Raw genomic sequence first — 23,478 nt, 5'->3', positions numbered from 1 at the left:
GCGCGGCCTATAGCGTTTTCCTGCTGTGTTTCTGGCCATGCGGCATCATGCACCTGTCCACTGCGTGGGAGGTCAGCATGCTGTGCGGGTTTTCGGCGCTGTTTTTCCTGCTTGTGCTGTTTGCCCTGACCGGGCGCCCGCTGCCCGAACCCTTTTTTGACGGCCGGTTCTTCCTGACCCTGCACCGCTGGCTGGCGTGGCTGTTCGTCGGGCTGGTGGCGCTGCATGCCGGGGTGGTCATGTGGGTGGATCCGCAGACGTTGTATGACCTGTGGCCATCGGGCGCGCCCGGCATGCAGTTCGGCGCGGCGGCGGCCCTGCTGGCGGTGGTGACGCCGTGCCTTGCGTTGCAGCGCGTGCGCCGTGGGCTTTATGCGACGGCGGCCATGTTTCGCCGCTCGCACGCGATGCTGGCGATGGCGGTACTCGGGGCCTCGGTTTTCCATGTCGTGGCGACACGGGTGCATGTGGCCCTGTGGTGGCAGGTCTGGCTGTGTGTCGGGATCGCCGTGGTCGCCTGCATGCTGCCGATGGGGGAACGCTGGCTGCTGGCGCGCGTGCCCACCCGTCGCGACGGGCGCAGGCGGCGGCTGCACACGGCGTATCTGGCCCGCGGGCTGGTTGGCGTCATGCTGTGCGTGGCCGCGTCCGAAACGGTGGTGTTCGTGTTATGGCGGCATTAGGCCTGCGGCGCGCGATGGCGCCTGTCCTGACGGCAATCGGGCTTGTGGTCCTGTTCGCCCTGCTTGTGATCGGGCACCGGATGACGGTCGCGACAGGGCAGGACATTCCCCTTGTGTTCCACCACCGCGCGCATGGGGGCTATAACTGTGTCACCTGCCACCATGATTTCCTCAAACCGGTGGTGACACCGGCGACACACCGCACCTGCATCGCCTGCCACAGGGAAACGCCGCAACTGGCCCCCATCATGCGCGACCAGTTCCATGAACTGTGCGAAGGCTGCCACCTGAACCTGCAGCAGCAGGGCCGGCAGGCGGGGCCGGTGCATGAATGCCGCGACTGCCATGCCCGCAGGCCCGACATCCCGGCGCATGGGCGGCTGTTCTGACGCGCGGGTTCAGCGCATGGGTTTGAGCAGGACGGAAATGGGGCGGTGGTCGGATGCGTAATTCTCGATCACATGGCGTTCGATACAGGTCAGGCCGCGCACAAGGCAGCGGTCCAGCCGGATGGGCAGCATGTCGGCCATGCGGTGCGTGGGTTCGCGTGGCCCCACGTCATGGAAATGCCGGATCAGGGCGGGACCGACCTGGTTGAAATCCCCCAGTATGGCAGCCTGGTGCGGCAGGATCTGCACGACGCGGCGCAACTGCCTGCGGTTGAGCAGCTGCCCGTGCGACAGGTGGACATTGGCCACCGTCACCGTCCCGCAATCCACGATCTGGGCCACGCGGCGGATCAGCGTGCCGGCGGGCAGGGTGCAGGTCAGCGGCTGGCGGCGGTAGGGCCACGGGCTCCAGCATGCCAGGCCGTGTATGCGGCCGGGCAGGGGGGAACGCGCGTAATGCCCGCCGATCAGCGTGGGCAGGGCATCGATTTCCACCGTTGCTTCCTGCATCAGCATAAGGTCGGGCCGTTCGACGCGGATCAGGTCGATCACGTCACGTACCGTCGCCCCGATGCGGCGCAGCAGGTTCCAGCTGACGATCTTGATCGCCTCGCCCTCGCGCTCGGGCGGGGTCAGGTCCATCTGCGGTGGCGTGCCATGCCGGGGCTGGATTGAGGGCAGGCGAAGGTAGGGGCGCGCTAGGGTCATGGTTCGATAAACGGCTCGCGTATTTCGTCAGGGACGGGATCTCTGGACCGGGGATCACCGGCAGCGAATTCGGCAGTCAGGGTATAGCCCACGCCAATCAGGACGGGACCAAGGAAAATGCCCAGCCCCCCGAAGGTCAGCACCCCCCCCAGCACGCCCAGCACGGTCAGCAGGTAGGGCATCTGCGCCCCGCGCGCGATGAACATGGGCCGGATGACGTGGTCCGCCCCCGATACGATGATCGTGCCGTACAGCAGGAGGAAGATGCCCCAGCCCGGATGGTGGGTCAGCAGCAGGAACACGGCGGCGGGAATCCAGATCAGCGGCGCGCCGATGGGCAGCACCGCGACAAAGGCGGTCACCGCGCCCAGCAGCACGGGGCTGGAAATGCCCGCGATGGCGAAGCCGATGCTGGTCAGGATCCCCTGGATGATGGCGGTGCCAAGGATGCCATACACCGTGCCGCGTATGGTCCGGCCCACGATGCGCAGGATCCGGTCGGCATACACCCCCGCGATCCGCCGCACCACGGCGACGAAGGTATCGCCCAGCGCATCGCCGCCCAGCCAGAAGAAGAAGGAAATGAACAGCGCCATGGCCAGATGCGCCAGCCCGCTGGCCAATTGCATCATGGCGGTCAGGATCGATTGCCCGATGCGCCCGGCATAGGGGCGCACGATCTGGTCTATGCTGCCGATGTCAACGGACCATTTCTGCCATTTTTCAACAATTTCAGGGCCGAAATGCGGAATATGCGCAATGCGCGCGGGCAGCGGCGGCAGGTGCAGCGTGCCCACCGCGTCCACCACGTACTGCAGTGTCGCCGGGACATCGGCAATGCTGCTGGACACCACGGCGGCCAGCGGCACCACCAGCACCAGCGCACAGAGCACCGTCATGATCAGGGCCGCGGGCAGCAGCGACATGTGCCGCCGCAGCCGCATGAACACCGGCCATGTGGAAAAGGTCAGGATCGCAGCCCACAGCAGGGCGGTCATGAACGGATACAGGATCAGGACGCAGCCGAATGCGATCCCCCCCAGCATCAGTCCCATCATGATACGTTCGACCATAGCGGTGGCGTATCCCCTCCTGCCATTAAACGAAAGACAAATGTTCAGGACTTTCGTTCCCGTGCCGTATGCTGCACCTTATTATGCGACACGCAATTCCTAAACACCGGGAGAAGGTATGCATCCGCTGATCTCAGCCACAGACCTGGCACAGGCCATCCAGCATGGCGACATCCTTGTGCTCGATGCCTCCATGGCGTTGCCGGGACAGGCCTTCGACCCGCAGCAGCGTTTCGCCAATGCCCATGTCGCCGGTGCCGTGCGGTTTGACATCGACACGTTTTCCGACCCGGATTCCCCCCTGCCGCATACCATTCCCGGTCAGGCCCGCTTCGCCCGCCTTGCGACCGAACGCGGCATGGCGAACACGAAACGCATCGTGTTCTATGACCAGGACGGCATGGCCTGCGCCGCGCGCGCATGGTGGCTGACGCGCCTGTTCGGTCATGAACGGGTGCAGGTGCTCGAAGGCGGGCTGCCCGCATGGAAAAGCGCGGGGCTGGCGCTTGAAACCGGGCCGGACCTTGCCGCCCCCGCGCCCTTTGTCAGTCGCCCGCGCTACGGCCGGCTGCACGGCACGGGCGACGTGCTGGACATCGTGCATGGCCGCCTGCCGGGGCTGATCCTTGACGCCCGCAGCCGGGGCCGGTTCGAGGGCCGTGACCCCGAACCCCGCGCCGGGATCGAATCCGGCCACATGCCCGGCGCGCGCAGCCTGCCCTATACCGAACTGCTGGATGACAATGGCCGCTTCCTGCCCGTTGATACGCTGAAGGAAAAGTTCGCCAGCCTTGGCGTGACCGATAGCACGCCCGTGACGTGTTCGTGCGGCAGCGGCATGACCGCGTGCATGATCGCGCTGGCGCTGGTCAGCATCGGGGGCGGCGCGGGGGAACCCGCGGTTTATGACGGGTCATGGGCGGAATGGGCGTCCACGCCTGATTCGCCCATCGTGTGCGGCGCGTAAGGGCGGCCGACATGACCGATCCCATGGCGCTGGTGCCGCCTGACCTGCTTGAACGCGTCGTACGCGGCTGGCGCGACATGTCCACGCGGCTTGTCCAGATGGGGCGCGACCGGCCGGAGGGCGACAGGGGCGTATTCGTCAATCCCGCCGCCGAGCGGGGTTCCACCGTGCTGTTCTCCAGCCTGGAGGCCATGGACCGCGCCGGTCATGGCCGCTATGGGCCGGAACTGATCTACGGCGCCATGGGATCCCCCATCCAGCACAGGCTGGAAGCGGTCATCGCCGAAATCGAGGGCGGCACCCACGCGCAGGTCGTGCCATCGGGGCTGGCGGCCTGCACGCTGCCGCTGCTGGCCTACCTGCAGGCGGGCGATCACTGCCTGCTGTCCGATTCCGTCTATGGTCCCACCCGGCGCTTTGCCGACAGGGTGCTGCGGCGTTTTGGCGTGGATGTCACCTATTTCCCGCCCATGGCGACCGAGACCGAGCTTCAGGCGCTGGTGCGGCCTGATACCCGCCTGGTCTTTGCCGAAAGTCCCGGCAGCCATTCGTTCGAGGTGCAGGATATTCCCATGCTCGGCCGCCTTGCCGCCCGGGCTGGCGCGCGGCTGGTGGTGGACAACACATGGGGCATCGGCCTGTTCAACCCGTTCGCGCATGGGGCGCATGTCTCGGTTCAGGCGCTGACCAAATACGCCGCGGGCCATTCCGACACCATCATCGGCGCGGTCACGGTGGCGTCGGATGCCGACTGGCGGCCCCTGCGCGACACCGCGATACAGGCGGGGCAGACGGCGGGGCCGGATGACTGCTGGCTGACGCTGCGCGGTCTGCGCACCATGGGCGCGCGGCTGGAACGCCAGGCGGCCACCGCGCTGGGGGTGGCGTTGTGGCTGCAGTCCCGGCCCGAGGTGCATCGCGTGCTGCATCCCGCCCTGCCGTCATGCCCGGGGCATGAATACTGGGCGCGGGATTTCAGTGGCGCGTCCTCCCTGTTCGGCGTGGTGTTTGACGCGGGCTTCACGACCGCGGACATGACCGCCATGATCGACGGGCTGCAGCATTTCGGCATTGGCGCGTCATGGGGCGGGTATGAAAGCCTTGTGCTGCCCACCACGGGCGGGATCTCGCGTTCGTGCCTGTCGGTTACGGGCGCGGGACCGGCGTGCAGGCTGCATGTCGGGCTGGAAGCGGGCGGGTTGCTGGTGGACGATCTGGCGCGTGGTCTGGATGGCATGTCTGCCGCCCGCGCAGGGCGGGGGACGGACTGACGTAGATCAAGGTTGCGACGGGGCAGGGATGGGACACTTGCCCCATACACGATGCCCCCGTCCGGCCATGCCGGCCGGGCGGGTGGCGCAGGGAATGGTGGCTCCATGGCCGGGGCCGTGACATCGGAACGGAAGGTGCAAGATGGCTGGAAAGATGAAGGCTGCGGTTGTACGGGAATTCGGCAAGCCGCTGACGATCGAGGAACTGGACATTCCGCAGATCAACACCAACCAGATCCTGGTCAAGGTCGATGCCTGCGGCGTCTGCCATACCGACCTGCATGCCGCCCGTGGCGACTGGCCCACCAAGCCCAAGCCGCCCTTTATCCCGGGGCACGAGGGAATCGGCCATGTGGTCGAGGTCGGCAGCAACGTCAACTGGATCAAGACCGGCGACGTGGTGGGCGTGCCGTGGCTGTATTCGGCCTGCGGGCATTGCGAACACTGTCTGGGCGGATGGGAAACCCTGTGTGAAAAGCAGGAGGACACCGGCTATTCCGTCAATGGCTGCTTTGCCGAATACGTGGTGGCCGACCCCAATTACGTCGCCCATCTGCCGAAAGACATCGACCCGATCAAGACGGCCCCCGTGCTGTGCGCGGGGCTGACGGTGTACAAGGGCCTGAAGATGACGGACACCCGGGCCGGGGAATGGGTCGCCATTTCCGGCGCGGGCGGACTTGGGCAGATGGCCATCCAGTACGCGGTGGCCATGGGCCTGAACGTGGCGGCGGTGGATATCAGCGATGAAAAGCTGGAAGAAGCCCGCAAGCTGGGCGCGCGCGTGACCGTCAACGCGTTGAAGCAGGATCCGGTCGCCTATATCCGCGAACAGACCGGTGGCACCCACGGCGTGCTGGTCACCGCCGTGTCGGACAAGGCGTTCAGCCAGGCGGTGGGTTACGCGCGGCGCGGCGGCACGGTGGTGCTGAACGGCCTGCCGCCCGGTGACTTCCCGCTGTCCATCTTTGACATGGTGATGAATGGCACGACCGTGCGCGGGTCCATTGTCGGCACGCGGCTGGACATGATCGAAGCCATGTCCTTCTTCACTGATGGCAAGGTGACGACGGTGGTCAGCACGGACAAACTGGAAAACATCAACACCATTTTCGACAACCTGCAGCATGGCCGGGTAAAGGGACGCGTGGTGCTGGATTTCCGTAACGGGGCCTGAAACGACGGCAGCCGCCACCCTGATGCCCGTTCAGGGTGGCGTATCGTGTAACCGGAGGGCGCGAGCGGGAAAGATGCATCCCGTCGTCGCGCCCCGGGGCAGGTGGCTGTCCGATGTAAAACGGCAGGGTTATTGCGCATTCCGGCTAAAGGATGCCGATACGATGCAGTAATTTTTCGGACAGGTGCGCTATTTTATTGTCGGGTTCCGGTCTCAAATCGGAAAACTTTATTTTAGGTGGATTGAATTTCTTTATTTCTGCAGTTCTGGTTTCAAACATTTCCATGAACTTGAGGGGATCGCTCCAGTCCAGCAGTCATTCCCGATGACAATTCTTCCGTAATCAGAATCGAATGGCAGGAGATTCCAGTTTTTTTGGGGGAATGCGCCAGATCCCGGTAAAAATCATCAGTGACAACCGGACTGGACGTTACGGAATTCAGGGGATGGGATCGACTGAAATCGCCAAACCCATGGGAGATGGATGAATACCTGCCTACGGTGACATCCGCGTAAATTTTTGAAAAGGAATAGGAAAAGGCGCCACACTGAGAGACTGTTTGAAAACAAGCGATTGATAAAAAATAATAAAAGTTTTTGGGTGCCACCTTTTTTCAAAAAGGTGGCGTTCTTCGCAGCTTTTTGAAAAAAGCTTCACCAAAAACTTCTTTATGATTGCTGAATGTTTTCCGGGCTAACTTTTCAAACAGTCTCTGAAACAGCGTGCTGTTCTTGAACCAGGAATAGCTTTCTATTTCGGCCTGCTTATTCCAGAAACGTAAATATATTGATTTATTGTCAACGTTTATATGATTGAGATTAAGGGTATTAATTATTTTTTTATTTATAAGAATTTTCATGATAACCAATATATATTTTTAATATAACTTCTTGAAATTTTATATATGAAAAATACGCAGTCGATACATATTATGGGCCTGTGGAATGACCTGAAGAAACTTCGGCTTCGGGGGCGCGTTTTTCCTATCGGATAGGGCATGCGCGGTCATGCCGACATGTCGATAATGCAGAAACTGAAAGACAGGTAAGGGTATCATGAAAAAAACGGTGATTCTGGCAGGGCTGTGCGCAACCGGGCTGAACGTGGCGATGCTGGTGCCCGCGCTGGCGGATTCCTGCGACGGCGTGACGGATCATGCGGAATGTGAAGTGCGCCTGAAATCCCATGAAACCAGCAGGGAGACCCGTGAAAAGGCCCACGAAGCGCATGAAAAGGCGGCGGAAAAGACCGACAGCGCCAAGGACTGGGGCGACCGGACCGGCAAGAAACTGGATAACTGGGGCCACAAGACCAAGGGCGACATGAGCCAGTTTTTCACCGGGCATCGCTAATTGAAATAACGCAGCAGCCGGAAACTTCGGTATTGAACGGCGAAAGGGGGCGGTGCCAGATGGCGCCGCCCCCTTTCGTGCATTCACGCCCCGCGATCAGGAATGGTGGTGATCGCCTGCCTCATGCTCGCGCCAGCCTTCTTCCAGCGTGTGAAGGAAGGTCTTGAAATGCTTCTTCACCTCGGCAGGGGATGCTTTTTCCATCACGTCCTTTTTCGCGGCCGTCAGGGTGGCGGCGGCGTGGATCAGGGCGGCGTGGATGACGTCTGTCGGTTCTTTGGCCATGTCGGTATTCTCCCGTTGGATTGATGGGCAGAGGATGAAAGATGCCACGATGGCTGGCAACCGTTGCCCCTGCATGACTGCCGTTCCCTGATACCCCTTGAAACCGCGCGGGATCGGGACGGGGGAACCCGCGCCACGGTCCGCCGTTGAACGCCCTGAACACCAACCCGATGGGATAAGATATGTTTTTCAGGCGTACCGCACTGGCCCTTGCCACCACGACTGTCCTCGTCCTGCCGCTTGCGGCACGGGCGGAACCGGGGGGCTGCGTGAAGGGGGCCGTCGCCGGTGGCGTGGCGGGGCATTTCGTTGGCAGTGGCCATGCCAAGGGCGGGGCGGCTGCCGGATGTGCCGCAGGCATGGCGCGACGCCACCATGCGCGCAAGGAAGCGCGTGAAAACCAGCAGCAGCAGCCCGAAAATGGCCCGCCGGAAGGGGGATCGCAGCCCGCGCCCCCGCCGCCCGGTAACGGCGGTCAGTAAAAGGTCAAGGCAGAAGTTCCTGGCGAAGCGTTTTTCCAGAACGCTTCGGAAAACGCCGCCTTTTGCAAAAAAGGCGGCACCCAGAAAATTTTGTTACCTTGTATCATCCATCATGGCACGGACCGGACGGACGATGCCCCCATGGCGCGTGCGAAACACATGGTCAGCATGTTGTGCGGGTCGGGGTTGATGCCTACGAAAATGATGTCCTTGCGCACATACAGCAGCTTGTGCCGTGGCCCCATCGTGACGCGGGGCAGGACGACCGGCTGGTCACGTGCCACCTGTTCGCGCGTGCTGGCCACCCGGTCGTGGCTTATGCGCGCCAGAAGCACAAGATCAGGCACCACAATGGCCATATGCATGACAGCCAGCCCGGCACAGCCCGATGCCATGACCCAACTGAAAACCCGCCCGGCGGGGCAGGTGAACAGCAGGCAGGTCAGGTAGCACACCAGCAGCACGCTGGCGGGAAAGGATACCCGCGCGGCCAGTGCTTCACGCGGGAACATGAGCAGCAGCGCCATATAGGCCAGCGCCAGCCCGACAAACCATGCCCCATGCCCCGCGCGCAGGCAGGCGGGAAAAGGGGCCTGCCGCCGCCCCAGGAACAGGCCGGTGCCGATCACCGCCACGAATGGCAGCCAGAACGGGTCAAACAGGCTGCCAAGATTGCCCAGCAGCCCATCCAGCCGGTCCAGGACCGGGCTGGGCGTCATGGTGCGCATGCGCACATAGTTGCCTGGCGCGATTCCCAGCACCAGCGTGCCCATGCCGTGGCTGCACAGCAGCGCCCATGGCGCGCGCTGTCCCCGCTTCCACGCCCGCACCGCATCCCCCGCCAGCACCAGCGTCAGCAGCAGCGAAAGCGGTTCAAGAAAGGTGGCGATCAGGAAAACGGCGCCATGCTGCACCCCGTTCATGTCCGTGCGGCGGGACAGGATGCGCGCCAGCAGCCACATTTCCCCCGCAACGGGCCACAGATAGCCAATGGCCCCGGTTTTCCATAACGCGACCTCGCCAATGGTGCGCGGCAGCCACCACAGCATGAGAAACACGAGCAGGTACTGCACCATGCCGTCCCGCCAGCAGGCAGGGGGGGGCCGCCCCGCCACCGCGCGGCACATATGCACCACGACATGCACCAGAAATGTGAAGATGCCCGCATTCACCACCGCAAAGGCCGCAAGCGACCCATAGGGCCGCAGGTCCAGCACGAAAAAGGTTGCCAGCGTGGTGAACCACCGCCCGGTCCAGAAATTGTAGTTGCCCCATACGATGCGCACGATGGTGGCGGGGTGGAACGGCATGGTGCGGCAGTAATCATCCGCCCATAGCGGCGTGACCCAGTTGGCCCACAGCAGGAACATGAAGCATAGCGCCAGCCCGACCCGTTCACCGGGTTCGGGGCGGGGGGGGATGCATGCGGATGGTTTCATTCGATACTGGGCCCCTGCCGGTCCGGGATTCCACCATGACGGGCATCCCTGCGGAAAAATGATGCGGTCTGGCCCCGGGGCCGTTCGTGCAATTGATCCGTGACCGGGGTTGTATCATGGATCGATGCCGTCGCATCGCCTATGAATCCATCCTGACCGGCCCCGTCAATCACGATCATGCCGGAGATCAGGGGATAGAGCCACGTGTTACAGCCTGCCGATCAATCCGTCTCCCCCCCGCATGGCGCGGTGCCTGCCACCCCGGCCACTGCCGGGTCGCCCCCGCCATCCGCCGGTACGGGCGGGGCTGCGGCGCGCGCGGCCCTGACCACTGCGTGCGCGGGACTGCTGGTGGGGCTGGATACCGGCCTGATCGCGGAGGCGCTGGGCTTCATCGGCCATGATTTCCATGCCTCCGCCCGGGCGCAGGAATGGGTCGTGTCGGTGCTGATGGTGGGCGCGCTGCTGGGATCCGGGGCGGCGGGCGTGTTTTCCAGCCGCTTTGGCCGCAGGCTGGCGCTGGGCATGGCCACGCTGCTGATCGGGCTGGGGGCGCTGTTATGCGCCACGGCTGGCCTGATCGGGCAGATCCTGCTGGGGCGGTTCCTGATCGGGATGGCCATTGGCATCTGCACCTTTACCGCGCCGCTGTATATTTCCGAACTGACGACGGGGCGCATGCGCGGCACCATGGTGACCACCTTTTCCATGCTGCAGTCGGCGGGCATCCTGCTGGGGTACCTGGCGGGCGGCATCCTGTCGGGTGGCGGGCACTGGCGGCTGATGGTGGGGCTGCCGGTCATTCCGGCGGCGCTGCTGTTCATGGGGTGCGCGTTCCTGCCGTCCAGCCCGTCATGGCTGGCGGCAAAGGGCCGGTTCGAGGACGCCCGCAAGGTCCTGCGCAGCCTGCGTGGGGATGAGGTGACGGCAGACCGGGAACTGGACAACATCCGCCGCGAACTGGGCGCGGGCAAGCCGGTAGGCGGCTTCGCCCTGCTGCGCACCAGGCCATTTTTCCGCCGCTCCGTCGCCCTTGGCATCGGGTTGCAGGTCATGCAGCAGCTGACCGGCATCAATGTGGTGATGTATTACGCGCCCAAGATTCTGGAAGGGGCGCATTTCGGCACCGCCGCCGCCGCATGGGCCACGGTCATGGTCGGCGCGGTCAACGCGGTCGTGGGCGTGCTGGCCATTTTCATGGTTTCACGCTGGGGGCGCAGGCCGCTGCTGGTGACAAGCTGCATCATCATGGCGGTGGCCCTGGCCGCGGCGGGCGTGATCGAGGGGATGCACCTGACCGGACTTGGCGCGGTGCTGGCGCTGGTGGCGGCGTTGCTGGTGTTCGTGGCGGGCTTTGGCATGGGGGCCGGGCCGCTGGTGTGGACCCTGTGTTCGGAAATCCAGCCGATCGAGGGACGGGACTTTGGCGTCGCCTGCTCTACGCTGGCCAACTGGGGCATGGACTGGGCGGTCAGCAACACGTTCCTCAGCATCGTGGCGGTCGCAGGGGCGGGCTGGACCTTTGCCGGTTTCAGCGTGATGAACGTGGTGTTCGTGCTGTTTACGCTGGCACTGGTGCCCGAAACCCGTGACGTGCCGCTGGAGGTGATCGAACAGCATCTGGAAGCCGGCCGACCGCTGCGTGAAATCGGGCGTTAGACCTGATTGACAGGTGGATTGTTCAGGACTGCCTGAAAATAATTTATTGGTAAATTTAAGTAAAAAATTTTCTGTGTGCCGCCTTTTTTTAAGGCGGCATTATTTTTTAAAATATTCACTTAAAATTATTTGTATCTCCACATTTATTTATTCCATTCCGTTATGGTTCACGGGTCTGCAACAAGCTGATGAAATCACGCCGTGCGCAGTATCGGCGCGATGATCTGGAATACCGGTAACCTGCGTATCGCCTGATCGCCCCACTGACGCCACGGAGGAAGCATCTGGACCGTTCCCCGCGCACGGATGCTGCGGCGCATCGTCTCAAGGCCATTCTTTTTATTGTCTGGCTTGGTCGCTACCGTCGCCTCAGCAGGGGGAGGCGACGGTTTCATCCCCACATCCCCGACCGATCATCGCCCATGTCCGCAGGGTTGTGCGGAAAATCGTTCAGGTCGCTTTTTGAACCAGGCCTTTAGGGAAGGAAGCTACGACATCTGGCGTAGGGAATACGTGCCGCTCTTAGAAGCCCCGCATCGGCCCCCGGCTGTAGTGCAGCAGCATGGACCCCACGGCGGCCATGTGCGTGCCAGCCCCCAGAACGACCATCACATGCCACAGCGCGTTGGAAAACGGCATGTTTTCACGCATGTAGAACACAACGCCGATACAGAAGAACACCAGCCCCAGCACGATCAGGAAAAAGACAGGTGTCGGCAGCGTCCAGACCAACGGATCGGGGCACAGGAAGAAAACCCACGCAACACACAGATAGGGCACGACGTGAAAGCGGCGTGACCATGTGAAGAAACACATCTTGGCCAGCACCCCCGTCCCGGCCATGGCCCATAACAGGGCGCAGAACCACACGCTGCCCCTGCCGTGGCCACCCAGCAGGATGAAAGGCGTATAGGTCGCGGCGATGGCGACGAAGATCACGGACTGGTCAACACGCTGCAGCCCGCCCTTGAGCCAGCATGACGGGCAGAAATTATAGGCTGCCGAAGACAGGCACGTCGCCAGTATCGCCCCGCAGTACAGCAGCGTCACCCCGGTTTCCAGCCCCGAATGGGACAGCATGGCGGTACGCACCAGCCACAGCACGCCATACCCCAGCCCCGCCACGCCAATGATATGCACCAGCAGGTCAACGGCCCGTTCGGACAGGGAATAGATGGGAAAACGTGTGCGGGTATTCATGGCGGCGGAAAATACTCCTTATTTTTCCGCAGGTCCGATCCCATATAATGAATAAGTCTGTTTCTATATATGCAAAAAAGATCATGCATGCGTGAGGCGTCCCAACAGGCCGCATCAGTCACCTGTTCCATCACGTCGCCTGCGGATCATGCAGTCCACGCCACCTGATGGGGCGGTCGCTCCGTATCCGGATTCTGGCCAAGGAATTGTTCCACAACAACCCGTTAATGGGAAAACACCAAAAAGCGTCTGGCCACGGTCTTTATTTTCAAAGCGGCCTTTATCGTAAGGGGATGTTTGACAGGCCTGCGTTCGGGACATCCTGCAGGAAGCTTCGGGACGCGCCGCCTTTCTGAAAAAAGGGGACGCCAGGAAACCTGCCATTTATCAATTTGAACGGTCGGTAGAAAAGCAAACCGGGGAATACCGGATACATGCCCGACATTCCCCGGTTCCCGCCCTTAGCGGGCCGTGCGTTCACCCTTGACGTGGTTGCACAGGGTCTTGATTTCGGCTGCCGTGATGCCTTCGGGGTTGTGCTGCGCCTTCCTGGCGATTTCATGTTCGGCCTCGGTGGCGCGGCCATGTTCCTTGGCGACGTGCTGGCCCAGTGCGATCACCTCTTCCTTGGTCAGCAGCTTGGGTTCCTTCTGGCCCTTGTCCGCCAGCTTGTGCATGTGTTCGCGTGCGGCGGCGGTGGGTTTGTCGGTCATTATGGGCAATCCTGTCTGAATGATGCGCGGTATGCGCGTGCGTGGATGATATAACGCATGACAGGGCAGGAACACCAACAGGGTACACATGCCCTTGCGTCATATTTCACATATCTGGTCAGCCACCCCACGGCATAAAAGGGGACCACCAGAAGGGACAGACATGCCAGACCCCATTTCCCACGCCCCCGACAGCGCGCTTGCGCGTCTTGCCCCGACCATGACGCTGACGGACCGGCAGCAGGCGCTGAAGGCGGAGGTCATGGCCTTCTGCCGCGCCCACCGGGGGGATGACCATGCGCTGTTCATCATCGAAGGGGACGCGGGCACGGGAAAGAGCCTGCTGCTCAATTCCCTGTTCACCGCCATACAGGATGCGGCAAGGGGACGGGACCCGCACGACCCGCTGCATGGCAGCCGCAACTGGCTGCTGGTCAACCACCCGGAAATGATCAAGCTGTACCGCAACATTTCCGAAACCGAATCCTGCCTGCGCAAGAAGGATTTCGAACGCCCGACCACCTTCATCAACCAGATGTCGGCACATGACGGCCGCGCCGACATCGTACTGGTGGATGAGGCACACCTGCTGCTGACCCGCAGCGATCCCTACAACCGGTTCCGGCAGGATAACCAGCTGGCGGAAATCATCCGCCATGCCCATGTCGTGGTCATCATATTCGACGCGTATCAGGTGCTGAAGTTCAAGAGCCTGTGGAACGACGCCACGCTGGCCCGGCTCGTGGCGGGCTATCCGGTGGTGACCCGCAGGCTGGACCAGCAGTTCCGCGTGCATGCCCATGCGGATGTCATGGCGTGGATCCATGCGCTGCGCGATGGCAGGCTATTGCCCCTGCCAGCCCCGCAGCCCTTTGACTTCCGCATCTTTGACGATGCGCAGGCCATGTATGAAGCCATAAGGCAGCGCAACACGCAGTACGGCCTGTGCCGCATGCTGGCGACGTATGATTATCCCTATACCCTGAACGGGCACGACCATTTCATTACCGAGGGACGCTTTCACCTGCGCTGGGACCGCGCCATGCCACAGGCGCGGCTGCCATGGGCGGAACGGCCGGATACGATTGATGAAGTGGGATCGGTCTATACCATACAGGGGTTCGACCTGAATTACGCGGGTGTCATCCTTGGCCCCTCCGTGACCTATGATCCGGCTGCCGACCGGATCGTGATCGACCCGTCACGGTACGAGGACCGCGCCGCCTTTACCGGGCGGGACGGGGTAGCCAACCCGCAGGCGGTGATGGAACGCATCATCCTCAATTCCATCAACGTGCTCATGACACGGGGGGTGAGGGGGCTGTACATCTACGCCAGCGATCCGCGCCTGCATGCCCGCCTGGCGGCATTGTGGAAGGCCCGCGCGTGACCGTCCCGGCAGCACGGGCATGCGGCGCCGGCCAGATGGTGGCGTAATGGCTGTCCGTGGGGGCAGGGGATCAGGTGGTGTGTGTTATAACGCAGGGAGCGCCGCCTTTCGGGGAAAAGGCGGCACCCGGACACTGTTGTCCTGAACGGCCTGTCAGTCGCGCTGGCCCAGGCGCTGCAGGTACGGCAGGATTTCGGGGCCGGATTCAATGGCATGACCCAGCACGGTTTCAACCAGCGTGGCCAGTTTCGCCGCATCAAGGCCGGCAAGGGTCACGCTGAGGTCATGCTTCTGGGAATCGGACAGGCCGGGGGCCTGGATGATGCGCCGTTCAATGGCCGCCTTCATGGCGTCCGTGGTGAAGGGCATGTCGATGATCTGGTCTTTGCTCATGGCCGTCATTCCTGATTGGATAAGGTAATGGGGCCATCGTACGGGTTGCCGGTTTCCCGGCAACCTCCATGCGCGCGATGCGGTTATGCGTTTGTCATCATGAATGGGGCGCGGGGTATTCAGCCCTGTTCGGACCGGTCCATGGTCGCCATGCGGTGCAGGCGGGCCGTCTGGGAAAAGCCCCGCATTTCCTGCGCGATCCCCTGGCGTTCCAGCCGCCGCAGGCCCGTGGCGTAGCCGATTTCCTGTTTCAGTTGGCCCAGCAGCATGTTGGTGCGACCGCTAAGCATCGTCTTGAAACGATCCATGTCAGACCTTTCGTTCATTGGAAAGAATGCTGCGCCATGCGCATGTCAGACAACAGCATGACGCATGTGCGCATGCAACAATTAATGCATACCTGACAGACATTTAATGCATGATGGCAACTGCCATGCCCGGTCAGATGACCCGCCCGGCCATGCGCGCGCCCGTATTTTGCGCATGTACCCGTCGCCATCGCGTGTCCGGCAACCACGGGGCGGGTGGCTGGCATGCGGGGCGGTTCCATGTCATTATTTTATCGAAATGATAATTTTGGAAAGTACCTGATTGATGCGCAAAGTCATGGCCCTGCTTGCCTTTACGGCCCTTCCGGCCCTGCTTCCCCCCATGGCGCACGCCGATGTGGTGCCGCACCCGCAGGCCGATGCCCAGGCGCTGGATCTTGCGGAAAAGGCGATTGCGCTGCGTTCGGTCGCCGGGCCGGGCGACAGGACGGCGGACGTGGCCAGGCTGTTCAGCAAGGCGCTGGTGGCCGGTGGCTTTTCCAAAAAGGACATCCAGATCGTCCCGGTCGGCAAAACCATGTACATGACCGCCACGTGGCATGGCACCGACCCGTCGCTCAGGCCGCTGGTGGTGCTGGGCCACATGGACGTGGTGGAGGCGAAACCCGCCGACTGGAAGCGTGATCCCTTTACCCCGGTGGTGGAGAATGGCTACCTGTTCGGCCGCGGGGCCACGGACATGAAGCTGGATGACACGCTGGCGATTGCCTCCCTCATCGAATTGCGGCGCGAGGGCTACAGGCCGAAGCGGACGATCATCCTCGCCTTCTCCGGTGATGAGGAAACGGACATGCGCAGCGGCGCGGCGCTGGCGGACAAACTGTCCGATGCGGGCATGGTGCTGAATGTCGATGGCGCCGATGGCGTGCTGAATGAACAGACCGGCAAGCCGGAATATTTCGCATGGGCTGCGGCGGAAAAGACCTATGCCGATTATGAACTGACGGTCACCAACCCCGGTGGTCATTCGTCCGAACCCCGCGCGGACAACGCGATTGCCGAACTGTCCGCGGCCCTGTCGCGTATCCAGAAATACCAGTTCAAACCCGAGGAAAACGACATCACCCGCGCCTATTTCGAAGGGGCGGCCAAGCTGGAACCGGGCAGGCTGGGTGCGGCGATGAAGGCGTTCGCCGCCAACCCGGCGGATAAAAAGGCGATTGCGACCCTGTCGGCCGACCCGTCCATGGTGGGCAAGATCGGCACGACCTGCGTCGCCACGATGGTGAACGGGGGCCATGCGCTCAATGCCCTGCCGCAGCGGGCGACGGCCAATATCAACTGCCGTATCTTCCCCGGCCATTCCAAGGCCGACATCCAGGCCGAACTGCAGAAGGTGGTTGCGGACCCGAACGTGCAGGTGCGCGATGTCTCGGCCGGGTCGGTCGCGACCGATGCCTCCCCCATGAACCCGGGATTCATTGATGCGGTCACCAAGGCGATTCATGGCGTCTATCCCGGCCTGCCGGTCATCCCGTCCATGGAGGCGGGGGCGTCGGACAACATGTGGTTCCGCAGCCACAACGTGCCCAGCTATGAAGCCAGCCCGCTGTTCATCAAGCCGTCGGAAAACTTCATGCATGGCCTGAACGAACGCACGCCGGTGGCCGCCATCGCGCCGGGTGTGGACTTCCTGCTGTCCATCATTCCCGACCTGTCCAACTGACGGCGCATTTCACGACAGCGGAGGTTTCCGGGCGCAGCCTTCTTGCAAGAAGGCTGCGTTTTCCGAAACGTTCCGAAAAAAGCTTTCCCGGCAGACGTCTTTGCGGCCTGCCCGATACCTGAAACGGGCCCTGCCCGGTGAAGGCAATGCGCGCCTGCGCCCCGGTGATGGCTAACCTGCATGGGGCAGGGGGCAGGCCCGCCATGTTTCTGATAGGGCTGGGACCATGTTCCGAACCATGCAGGAAGCCGTCATGCCGACAACAGTTCTCCATTCGCCCGATGATGTGCGCCAGCTGCTTGCCAGTGGCGATGCGGTCGTGATCGATGTGCGCGACCGGAAGGATTTCGACGCGGGCCATATTCCGGGCGCGGTCAACATGCCCGACATCTTCACCTATCTGGCGGAAACAACGCATGATGGCCTGCACACGCTGCAGCAGACATTCGCCAACCTGTTTGCCGATTACGGACTGGATGGAAAAAAGACCGCCATCGTTTACGAAGACGCCCTGCATACCCGCTATGGCGCATCATGCCGGGGGTACTGGATCCTCAGCTACCTTGGCTATCCCGCTGTCGGCATCCTGGATGGCGGGCTGAACGCCTGGCGCAAGGAAGGCGGGGCGCTTACGACCGAAACAGTCACGCCCGTGCGCACCACATTCCCGCTGCGGATCAACAGCGCCCTCATGGCCACGTACGAGGACGTGCGCGCCGCCCTGGGCTCATCCACGGTCAGGCTGCTGGACAACCGTGACCGGGTGGAATGGCTGGGTGAAAGCTCGTCGCCCTACGGCGTGGATTTCGCCCCGCGCAAGGGACGCATACCGGGCGCGGTTTGGATCGAGTGGTATGACTTCATGAAAGTGACCGACAACCATGCCGCCTTCCGCGGCGTGGACGAAATCCGCGCCCTTGCCGCCAGTCGCGGCCTGCGGCCCGATGATGACATCATCATCTACTGTTTCAAGGGCGCGCGGGCGGCCAATACCTATGTCGCGCTGGCATCCGCCGGTTTCAGCCGGCTGCGGATCTACATGGGATCGTGGAACGAATGGTCCCGTAACCCGGCCCTGCCGATCGAGGACGGCCTGCCCAGGGCCGCCGCCCCGTATCGCGGCAACTGATCATGTCGGGAACGGATCGGGCCGCGTGTTTTCTTTTACGGCAATAAAGATACGTGAGGCCCGATCCGTAGGACGCCCCACGGCGCAAAAGAAGTTTCTGGCAAAAAGGCAGCGCCCGGAGACTTCTGTTCCTTATTTGTCAATGCATTGTTTCGCGGCTGTCAGACCCGGCCCATGTCGGGCTGGCGACAGGGCTGGCGGCGCGGGGTGCGCGACTGGTCAGCAGGTACCACGCAACCGCCCCCAGCACGATGGCCCCGCCACCCATGACCGCCCCGGTCGGGCGTTCGCCATAGAAGAACCAGACCCATAACGGGGCCAGGGCAACATCAAGCATCGAGATGAACCCGGCCTCGCCCGAGGAAATCAGCCGCCCGCCCTTCAGCAGCAGCATATACGCCACCCCCATCGTCAGGGTGCCGAACAGGGCGCAGGCCAGCATGGACCGGAACGGCGGAATACCCGGTTGCATGAAGGGAATGGCCACCAGCATGCAGATCCCCGACATCAGGGTGATGATGATGGTCATGTCCAGCGACGGATACCGCTTCACCTGCACCAGTTGCGTCGCGAAACCGGTTGTCATGACCACGGCGGCGCCAAGGCCCAGCAGGTCGCGCGGGCTTGCCGCGGCCCGGCCCATGATGGCGATGCCCGCGATCGCGATGCTGCCCGCCACAAGGAAACGCACCGTGACCCGTTCGCACAGCCAGATGAAGGCAATGCCCGTGGTGATGAAGGGCAGGGCGGCATAGATGATCATGACATTGGCCACCGTCGTCATCCGCAGGGCCATGACATAACAGATGGCCGACACCACGGACACGGCCACGGCAAAAACCCCCGGCCACCCCTGCCGCATGATGACCCGCCCCAGTTCGCCCCGGTACAGCACCACGGCCGCCCCGCCGAGCGTCACGAAGGAAAAGAACGAACGCCACGCCACGATGGTCCATGTGTCCAGGTGGCTCATCCGCACGAACAGGCCCGCCGTACTCCACAGCACGGCGGACAGTGCGACAAGGAAAATGCCGACAGTGCGGCTGTGAAGGCGATCCATGGCGGCTCCGCTGGGATGACGGCGCGCCACGTATATCCGATGATCATGGGGACGGCCATTGCCAAATCGGAACATTGGGGCATGCCAACCCTGCTGCGACAGCATGCATTCCGGGCGGGTGGATGCATGTGGATCTGTGATGGTCTTATGCCGGTCAGGCCGTGATGATGCCACGCCTGCCTGAAAGGCGAGGGCGCTGATGCCGCCCGGATATGAATGGCGTCGGCGTGGAGTGTAGAAGCCATTGATGGACGGGAAGATGGCGGCAACAGCCTGACGGTGGGTTGGCAGGCGCACGGACATGTCGGGCAACCGGGGAATGTTGGTGCCGGTCACGACGTGGCCTTTTTCCAGAACAGGCTGCGATAGGGACGTCGCCGCCAGCGGCGCGCCGTTACTGCACATCAATGCTGGAAGCGGTATAGGCGGACCCTGACCTATGTTCGACGCCTGCAGGCTGCGCGGAGAAGTTCGTGCCGTTTGCCCGCATGCCGGCGTAGGTTCCGAACATGACGACTGACCCCTGATGCAGGGCCTGTATGCCGTAGGTCGTATTGTCGGTGATAATGGCGGAAGCGCCAGTCACGCGGCCGCCATCGGCCACAATCCCGCCCTGGATATTCCTATGGATGTTACATGTATCCACGCTGGCATAACCACCGTTCGTGGCGTTGACGCCGATGTTGTAGCCCGAGATGTTACAACCGGTGAACTCTGCCGAAGAATTTCCGGTAATCCACGCCCCCTGTCCCGATGCCGGGATGAGCGACCCGGTGAGCGTGACATGATGCGCCCAGATATGGCCACCGGTCAGGCCCACGACACCTGTTATGAGGGACTTTGAGCCGGTGGACCCGTCGATGTAGAGCGAACCGCCACGCTCGGCATCATAGTTGGATCCAAGAGTATTGTCGGGATGGGTATAATCGCTGGCGTCGGTTGCCGAACACGGCGTGCAGACGATTACGCCGCCGCCGCGCGCCATGGCGTTGACGTCCCCTGCGAGCGACATGGCGACACCACCCTGTGGCGCATCGATCCCGCCATTATTATCCGCGACCATACTGTAATACAGGCCGTGAATGACGACGTGGGACCCTACGACTATATTTGATCCAGCCCCGTAGGCCGCGATTCCTGCACCGTAACTCTGGCTGTTCCAGACGTGTCGACCATATCTGTCAGTCGATGCCAGCGCACCCGTGCCGTCAGTGGGTGCCTGGATTGTCATGCCATTGATCAGGCCGATTTTCCCGCCATTATAGGCTGCAAATCCCCCCAGATTGTTGCCCTTTGTCTTGGTGAAATTCAGGACAACCTTATCCGGTGCGGCCGTATCGCCAACTATGTGCACATGCTCGGTTTTCGTGACGTTGGTGAAAAACTGATTGTCGAGATTGTAGATGCCATCGCCAATACTGATCGTCAGGATCGCGCCATTGAGGAAATTGGCGTTCAGGGCCGCATTCCACGCATCAAGGGGGTTTTTATAGGCACATCCCGACCTGCATACGGTCCATGTCGTATTCGTGGTTATGAACCATGTTTTCGGGCTGTAATACCGATCAACCCAGAATGTGTTGGGAATGGCGGTGCCCGCTGCCCCTGGCCTGTCCGACGGGGCAGATATCTCGACGCCTCCCTTCAGCGTGGGAGAGACGGCGGTGCCGTTCTGCACGTCCATCTTCTTCCCGATCCATGTGGAAACGCTGTCAGCCGTGTCGGCAGACCGGACAGTATTATTCGGGTTCCCTGCAGTCCGATACGACTGCCCGTCCGGCACCGACTGCGCAAACGCATATGCGGGCAGAAGGGACAGCACGGCAGGAAGAAAAATGTTTTTCATGCGATATCTCCACCAAGATCGCTGACGAATTCGGTTTGCGTCGTCGTTAGGGTGCGGGTCTGGCCGCCCTGCGTCTGACGTGCGGCACCTGACTGGGTTGCGCACTGTGGCAAGTGCATCATCGGCATACGATACATCAGCAGGGAAATAATTCACCGTGACGCTTCCGGCCTTCACGCGCCAGACAGGGCCCGAACGGGTCGTAGACCGGTTCGTCCGCGCGCAGGAAATCCGCCACCGCGTATTTGGGCGCTGCCATGGATCACGCCGCGCAGCTTATGGTGCCCGTGACCGGCCCGATGGGGGCTGGACAGGCGGACAAACATGTCCGTCAGGGCTTCGGCGATCAGTGTCCGGTTGGCGATCGTGTTGCCGGTGCCCAGATACGTGATCACGAAATCCGTTGGCTGCGCGATCTGATCAAGATGAAATGGTCAGATTACGACGGGGAGGGGATTTATGTTGTCCGGTTCAAGACCAGTACACGCGTCTGAATCCCCCTGCATGAGCAGGAAAGGCAACTGCTGGATACCATGTCCCGCCATAATGCCGGGACGATCCTGACCAGGGCAGATGATGGTCAGTCGTTATATGCGTGAAGCAAGCCAGAAACGTCGCGCACAGAGCGCCGCAACAAAGGTCACCCGTTATCGTTTAGAACAGGAGAATGCTAAAACAGGGAATTGCGGATTGCTAAAACAACTCGCGACGGGGGCGGATGATGACCCCGGAAAAGTCTGAAAATGTAAGGAAAATCAATCCTAACGCAGATGGTAGCGGTGGACGGATTTGAACCGCCGACCAAGGGATTATGATTCCCCTGCTCTACCGCTGAGCTACACCGCCATCGCGTTAGGATGAGTGCGGAATACCCGCGCTATCGGGGCAAGTCAACCCGTGTTTTGAAAACGGGATGAAAAGATCGGAAAACCCCATTGATTTGTCACATCCCCCCAACAGGGGGTACTACTGGCGATCTCGCCCATGACCCGTAAACCACCCGAAAAGGCTACGCATCTTTCGTGAAAACAGAATTCCTGGCGCTCCTGACCAAGATCCGGCACCTCTTCGGGTGGTTGCCGGGACTGCTGTCCTCCATACTCATGCTGTGCGTGGCGGGACTGGTGGCGGAGATGTTCAGCCGGTTCATCACGAAACTGATCCTGCGCATACCGGGGCAGAAACGCGGGGCCTTTGTCCGGTCGTTCACCATGGCCATGCAGCGCCCCGTGCGCATCATGCTGGTGATCGTGTTTGTCGGCACGGCGCTGCCGGTATCGGGCCTGCCCTATGACATCATGCAGGCCACCACGCATACGCTGGTGGTGCTGTTCGTGCTGATGCTGGGTTACGCCGCGGTGGTGGCCACGCGCATCCTGTCCGATGCGTATCTCAAGCGGATCAATGGCAAGGATGACAAGGATGACATCCTGCTGCGCACCCACATGACGCAGGTGCGCGTGCTGCGGCGCACGACCGACCTGCTGATCGGCCTGCTGACCGTGGGGGCCGCGCTGATGACGTTCGAACCGGTGCGGCAGTATGGCCTCAGCCTGTTCGCATCGGCCGGGGCGGCGTCGCTGGTGGTCGGTCTTGCGGCCCGCCCGCTGCTGACCAACCTGTTCGCGGGCATGCAGATCGCCATGACACAGCCCATCCGCATGGAAGACCTCATCATCATCAATGGTGACTGGGCGTGGGTGGAGGAAATCACCTCCACCTACGTCGTGCTGCGGGTATGGGACTGGCGGCGGCATATCGTGCCGATTTCGTATTTCCTGGAAAACACGTTCCAGAACTGGACGCATAATTCGGCGGCCCTGATCGGCGTGGTGTTCGTGTATGTGGATTTCAACGCCCCCATGGACCGCATCCGTGAACGCCTGCGCGAAATCGTGCATTCCGCCCCGTTATGGGATGGCAAGGAATTCGCGGTGCAGGTGGCCGATTGCAACGCCCATGTCATGACGATCCGCGTGATCGCAAGTGCCCGTTCAGCCATGCAGAGCTGGGACCTGCGGTGCGAGATCCGTGAACAGATCCTCGCCTTCCTGCGTGATGAATGCCCCGAGGCCCTGCCGCGTGACCGCATATCGCACGTGGCGTCGGCATCGGGGCTGGATGTGATGGGGGATCCGGGCATGCTGTCGCCGCCCGTCAAGCGCCCGCCGCCCGGTGCCTACATGGGGCCGCGCAGCGGTACAAGTGGCGGCGGCATGAGCATGACCGACGGCGGGCAGGGCCACGGCTGACCACACGCGGAAAC

At 62.1% G+C, this 23,478-nt stretch carries 24 protein-coding genes, 1 tRNA gene and 1 pseudogene; 14 read left to right on the top strand and 12 right to left on the bottom strand.

The features are described from left to right. Positions 1–47 precede the first annotated feature (47 nt). Together S101446_RS05660 and S101446_RS05655 are read left to right on the top strand one after the other, a co-directional pair. Positions 48–683: a ferric reductase-like transmembrane domain-containing protein gene (locus tag S101446_RS05660; protein ID WP_244184538.1), complete on the top strand. Its 636-nt coding sequence runs from the start codon at positions 48–50 to the stop codon at positions 681–683. Then, on the top strand, positions 671–1,072 hold the full coding sequence (locus tag S101446_RS05655) for a cytochrome c3 family protein (protein WP_244184536.1): 402 nt from the start codon (positions 671–673) through the stop codon (positions 1,070–1,072). Before S101446_RS05660 ends, S101446_RS05655 begins: the two co-directional genes overlap by 13 nt. A 9-nt stretch (positions 1,073–1,081) precedes the next feature. Here S101446_RS05655 and S101446_RS05650 read toward each other — a convergent pair whose 3' ends face one another. Both S101446_RS05650 and S101446_RS05645 read right to left on the bottom strand, forming a co-directional pair. Further along, positions 1,082–1,780: an endonuclease/exonuclease/phosphatase family protein gene (locus tag S101446_RS05650; RefSeq protein ID WP_019091068.1), complete on the bottom strand. Its 699-nt coding sequence runs from the start codon at positions 1,778–1,780 to the stop codon at positions 1,082–1,084. After that, a complete protein-coding gene (locus S101446_RS05645) occupies positions 1,777–2,853 on the bottom strand; it encodes an AI-2E family transporter (RefSeq protein ID WP_010507977.1) in 1,077 nt (358 codons plus the stop codon). The genes S101446_RS05650 and S101446_RS05645 overlap by 4 nt, the downstream gene beginning before the upstream one ends. Positions 2,854–2,971: 118 nt before the next feature. On the opposite strand from S101446_RS05645, the gene S101446_RS05640 reads away from it, so the two are divergent. The 4 genes from S101446_RS05640 (at position 2,972) to S101446_RS05620 (ending at position 7,621) form a co-directional block, all read left to right on the top strand. Then, entirely contained in the window at positions 2,972–3,820 is an 849-nt protein-coding gene (locus S101446_RS05640) for a sulfurtransferase (protein ID WP_019085562.1), read from the top strand. 11 nt (positions 3,821–3,831) lie between these two features. After that, entirely contained in the window at positions 3,832–5,091 is a 1,260-nt protein-coding gene (gene metC / locus S101446_RS05635; protein ID WP_010507979.1) for a cystathionine beta-lyase, read from the top strand. 142 nt (positions 5,092–5,233) lie between these two features. Further along, positions 5,234–6,268, top strand: coding sequence for an alcohol dehydrogenase AdhP (adhP, locus tag S101446_RS05630; protein WP_087607860.1), 1,035 nt, complete (start codon positions 5,234–5,236; stop codon positions 6,266–6,268). 1,056 nt (positions 6,269–7,324) lie between these two features. Next, a complete protein-coding gene (locus S101446_RS05620) occupies positions 7,325–7,621 on the top strand; it encodes a hypothetical protein (protein WP_010507981.1) in 297 nt (98 codons plus the stop codon). 96 nt (positions 7,622–7,717) lie between these two features. Here the strand turns inward: S101446_RS05620 and S101446_RS05615 are convergent, their stop codons facing one another. Continuing rightward, entirely contained in the window at positions 7,718–7,981 is a 264-nt protein-coding gene (locus S101446_RS05615; RefSeq protein ID WP_244184533.1) for a hypothetical protein, read from the bottom strand. 107 nt (positions 7,982–8,088) lie between these two features. On the opposite strand from S101446_RS05615, the gene S101446_RS05610 reads away from it, so the two are divergent. Continuing rightward, positions 8,089–8,388: a hypothetical protein gene (locus tag S101446_RS05610; RefSeq protein ID WP_087607859.1), complete on the top strand. Its 300-nt coding sequence runs from the start codon at positions 8,089–8,091 to the stop codon at positions 8,386–8,388. Between the two features lie 110 nt (positions 8,389–8,498). On the opposite strand, the gene S101446_RS05605 is transcribed toward S101446_RS05610, so the two are convergent. Next, complete coding sequence (locus tag S101446_RS05605; protein WP_087607858.1) at positions 8,499–9,827, bottom strand: DUF6056 family protein; 1,329 nt, start codon at positions 9,825–9,827, stop codon at positions 8,499–8,501. A gap of 249 nt (positions 9,828–10,076) precedes the next feature. Here S101446_RS05605 and S101446_RS05595 point away from each other — a divergent pair, with 249 nt between their 5' ends. Both S101446_RS05595 and S101446_RS18750 read left to right on the top strand, forming a co-directional pair. After that, positions 10,077–11,486 (top strand): sugar porter family MFS transporter, encoded by a 1,410-nt coding sequence (locus tag S101446_RS05595; RefSeq protein ID WP_087607857.1) that lies wholly within the window; start codon positions 10,077–10,079, stop codon positions 11,484–11,486. A 347-nt stretch (positions 11,487–11,833) separates the two neighbouring features. Continuing rightward, positions 11,834–11,952: pseudogene (locus S101446_RS18750) on the top strand (IS5/IS1182 family transposase); the annotation flags it as partial. 56 nt (positions 11,953–12,008) lie between these two features. Here the strand turns inward: S101446_RS18750 and trhA are convergent. Both trhA and S101446_RS05580 read right to left on the bottom strand, forming a co-directional pair. Then, on the bottom strand, positions 12,009–12,686 hold the full coding sequence (trhA, locus tag S101446_RS05585) for a PAQR family membrane homeostasis protein TrhA (protein ID WP_010507988.1): 678 nt from the start codon (positions 12,684–12,686) through the stop codon (positions 12,009–12,011). 461 nt (positions 12,687–13,147) lie between these two features. Beyond that, the gene (locus S101446_RS05580; protein WP_019086957.1) at positions 13,148–13,399 is read right to left on the bottom strand and encodes a hypothetical protein; all 252 of its coding nucleotides are present in this window, start codon (positions 13,397–13,399) and stop codon (positions 13,148–13,150) included. Between the two features lie 163 nt (positions 13,400–13,562). On the opposite strand from S101446_RS05580, the gene S101446_RS05575 reads away from it, so the two are divergent. Then, a complete protein-coding gene (locus S101446_RS05575) occupies positions 13,563–14,789 on the top strand; it encodes a DUF2075 domain-containing protein (protein ID WP_087607855.1) in 1,227 nt (408 codons plus the stop codon). A gap of 153 nt (positions 14,790–14,942) precedes the next feature. Here the strand turns inward: S101446_RS05575 and S101446_RS05570 are convergent, their stop codons facing one another. After that, complete coding sequence (locus tag S101446_RS05570; protein ID WP_087607854.1) at positions 14,943–15,182, bottom strand: hypothetical protein; 240 nt, start codon at positions 15,180–15,182, stop codon at positions 14,943–14,945. A 119-nt stretch (positions 15,183–15,301) separates the two neighbouring features. Beyond that, positions 15,302–15,472 (bottom strand): CsbD family protein, encoded by a 171-nt coding sequence (locus S101446_RS05565; protein ID WP_244184527.1) that lies wholly within the window; start codon positions 15,470–15,472, stop codon positions 15,302–15,304. A 304-nt stretch (positions 15,473–15,776) separates the two neighbouring features. On the opposite strand from S101446_RS05565, the gene S101446_RS05560 reads away from it, so the two are divergent. Continuing rightward, a complete protein-coding gene (locus tag S101446_RS05560) occupies positions 15,777–17,177 on the top strand; it encodes a M20/M25/M40 family metallo-hydrolase (RefSeq protein WP_087607853.1) in 1,401 nt (466 codons plus the stop codon). A gap of 226 nt (positions 17,178–17,403) precedes the next feature. After that, on the top strand, positions 17,404–18,306 hold the full coding sequence (locus S101446_RS05555; RefSeq protein ID WP_087607852.1) for a sulfurtransferase: 903 nt from the start codon (positions 17,404–17,406) through the stop codon (positions 18,304–18,306). 139 nt (positions 18,307–18,445) lie between these two features. Here S101446_RS05555 and S101446_RS05550 read toward each other — a convergent pair whose 3' ends face one another. From S101446_RS05550 to S101446_RS05540, 3 genes are all read right to left on the bottom strand, one after another. Further along, positions 18,446–19,366 (bottom strand): DMT family transporter, encoded by a 921-nt coding sequence (locus S101446_RS05550; protein ID WP_244184596.1) that lies wholly within the window; start codon positions 19,364–19,366, stop codon positions 18,446–18,448. Between the two features lie 394 nt (positions 19,367–19,760). Next, positions 19,761–21,212: a right-handed parallel beta-helix repeat-containing protein gene (locus S101446_RS05545; RefSeq protein WP_087607851.1), complete on the bottom strand. Its 1,452-nt coding sequence runs from the start codon at positions 21,210–21,212 to the stop codon at positions 19,761–19,763. Between the two features lie 173 nt (positions 21,213–21,385). After that, positions 21,386–21,607: a hypothetical protein gene (locus tag S101446_RS05540; RefSeq protein WP_087607850.1), complete on the bottom strand. Its 222-nt coding sequence runs from the start codon at positions 21,605–21,607 to the stop codon at positions 21,386–21,388. A 178-nt stretch (positions 21,608–21,785) separates the two neighbouring features. Between S101446_RS05540 and S101446_RS17660 the strand changes: the two genes are divergently transcribed. Then, a complete protein-coding gene (locus tag S101446_RS17660; RefSeq protein ID WP_157684824.1) occupies positions 21,786–21,953 on the top strand; it encodes a hypothetical protein in 168 nt (55 codons plus the stop codon). A 30-nt stretch (positions 21,954–21,983) separates the two neighbouring features. On the opposite strand, the gene S101446_RS05535 is transcribed toward S101446_RS17660, so the two are convergent. After that, a tRNA-Met gene (locus S101446_RS05535) sits at positions 21,984–22,058 on the bottom strand. A gap of 176 nt (positions 22,059–22,234) precedes the next feature. Between S101446_RS05535 and S101446_RS05530 the strand changes: the two genes are divergently transcribed. Then, positions 22,235–23,464, top strand: a complete 1,230-nt coding sequence (locus S101446_RS05530) for a mechanosensitive ion channel family protein (RefSeq protein ID WP_010508002.1) — start codon at positions 22,235–22,237, stop codon at positions 23,462–23,464. The last annotated feature ends 14 nt before the right edge of the window (positions 23,465–23,478 follow it).

Source organism: Komagataeibacter europaeus, assembly GCF_002173515.1.
Classification (GTDB): Bacteria; Pseudomonadota; Alphaproteobacteria; order Acetobacterales; family Acetobacteraceae; genus Komagataeibacter; species Komagataeibacter europaeus.
Note: the sequence above shows the minus strand (reverse complement) of the source record. Positions and strands in the feature narration are given on the sequence as shown.

Coding starts and splice junctions, on each gene's coding strand:
- S101446_RS05645 (WP_010507977.1), bottom strand. CDS start 2,853: ATGGTCGAACGTATCATGATGGGACTGATGCTGGGGGGGATCGCATTC.
- S101446_RS05545 (WP_087607851.1), bottom strand. CDS start 21,212: ATGAAAAACATTTTTCTTCCTGCCGTGCTGTCCCTTCTGCCCGCATAT.
- trhA (WP_010507988.1), bottom strand. CDS start 12,686: ATGAATACCCGCACACGTTTTCCCATCTATTCCCTGTCCGAACGGGCC.
- metC (WP_010507979.1), top strand. CDS start 3,832: ATGACCGATCCCATGGCGCTGGTGCCGCCTGACCTGCTTGAACGCGTC.
- S101446_RS05605 (WP_087607858.1), bottom strand. CDS start 9,827: ATGAAACCATCCGCATGCATCCCCCCCCGCCCCGAACCCGGTGAACGG.
- S101446_RS05565 (WP_244184527.1), bottom strand. CDS start 15,472: ATGCTTAGCGGTCGCACCAACATGCTGCTGGGCCAACTGAAACAGGAA.
- S101446_RS05580 (WP_019086957.1), bottom strand. CDS start 13,399: ATGACCGACAAACCCACCGCCGCCGCACGCGAACACATGCACAAGCTG.
- S101446_RS05560 (WP_087607853.1), top strand. CDS start 15,777: ATGCGCAAAGTCATGGCCCTGCTTGCCTTTACGGCCCTTCCGGCCCTG.
- S101446_RS05650 (WP_019091068.1), bottom strand. CDS start 1,780: ATGACCCTAGCGCGCCCCTACCTTCGCCTGCCCTCAATCCAGCCCCGG.
- S101446_RS05615 (WP_244184533.1), bottom strand. CDS start 7,981: ATGCAGGGGCAACGGTTGCCAGCCATCGTGGCATCTTTCATCCTCTGC.
- S101446_RS05620 (WP_010507981.1), top strand. CDS start 7,325: ATGAAAAAAACGGTGATTCTGGCAGGGCTGTGCGCAACCGGGCTGAAC.
- S101446_RS17660 (WP_157684824.1), top strand. CDS start 21,786: ATGATGGTCAGTCGTTATATGCGTGAAGCAAGCCAGAAACGTCGCGCA.
- adhP (WP_087607860.1), top strand. CDS start 5,234: ATGGCTGGAAAGATGAAGGCTGCGGTTGTACGGGAATTCGGCAAGCCG.
- S101446_RS05555 (WP_087607852.1), top strand. CDS start 17,404: ATGTTCCGAACCATGCAGGAAGCCGTCATGCCGACAACAGTTCTCCAT.
- S101446_RS05640 (WP_019085562.1), top strand. CDS start 2,972: ATGCATCCGCTGATCTCAGCCACAGACCTGGCACAGGCCATCCAGCAT.
- S101446_RS05575 (WP_087607855.1), top strand. CDS start 13,563: ATGCCAGACCCCATTTCCCACGCCCCCGACAGCGCGCTTGCGCGTCTT.
- S101446_RS05550 (WP_244184596.1), bottom strand. CDS start 19,366: ATGGATCGCCTTCACAGCCGCACTGTCGGCATTTTCCTTGTCGCACTG.
- S101446_RS05655 (WP_244184536.1), top strand. CDS start 671: ATGGCGGCATTAGGCCTGCGGCGCGCGATGGCGCCTGTCCTGACGGCA.
- S101446_RS05570 (WP_087607854.1), bottom strand. CDS start 15,182: ATGAGCAAAGACCAGATCATCGACATGCCCTTCACCACGGACGCCATG.
- S101446_RS05610 (WP_087607859.1), top strand. CDS start 8,089: ATGTTTTTCAGGCGTACCGCACTGGCCCTTGCCACCACGACTGTCCTC.
- S101446_RS05660 (WP_244184538.1), top strand. CDS start 48: ATGCACCTGTCCACTGCGTGGGAGGTCAGCATGCTGTGCGGGTTTTCG.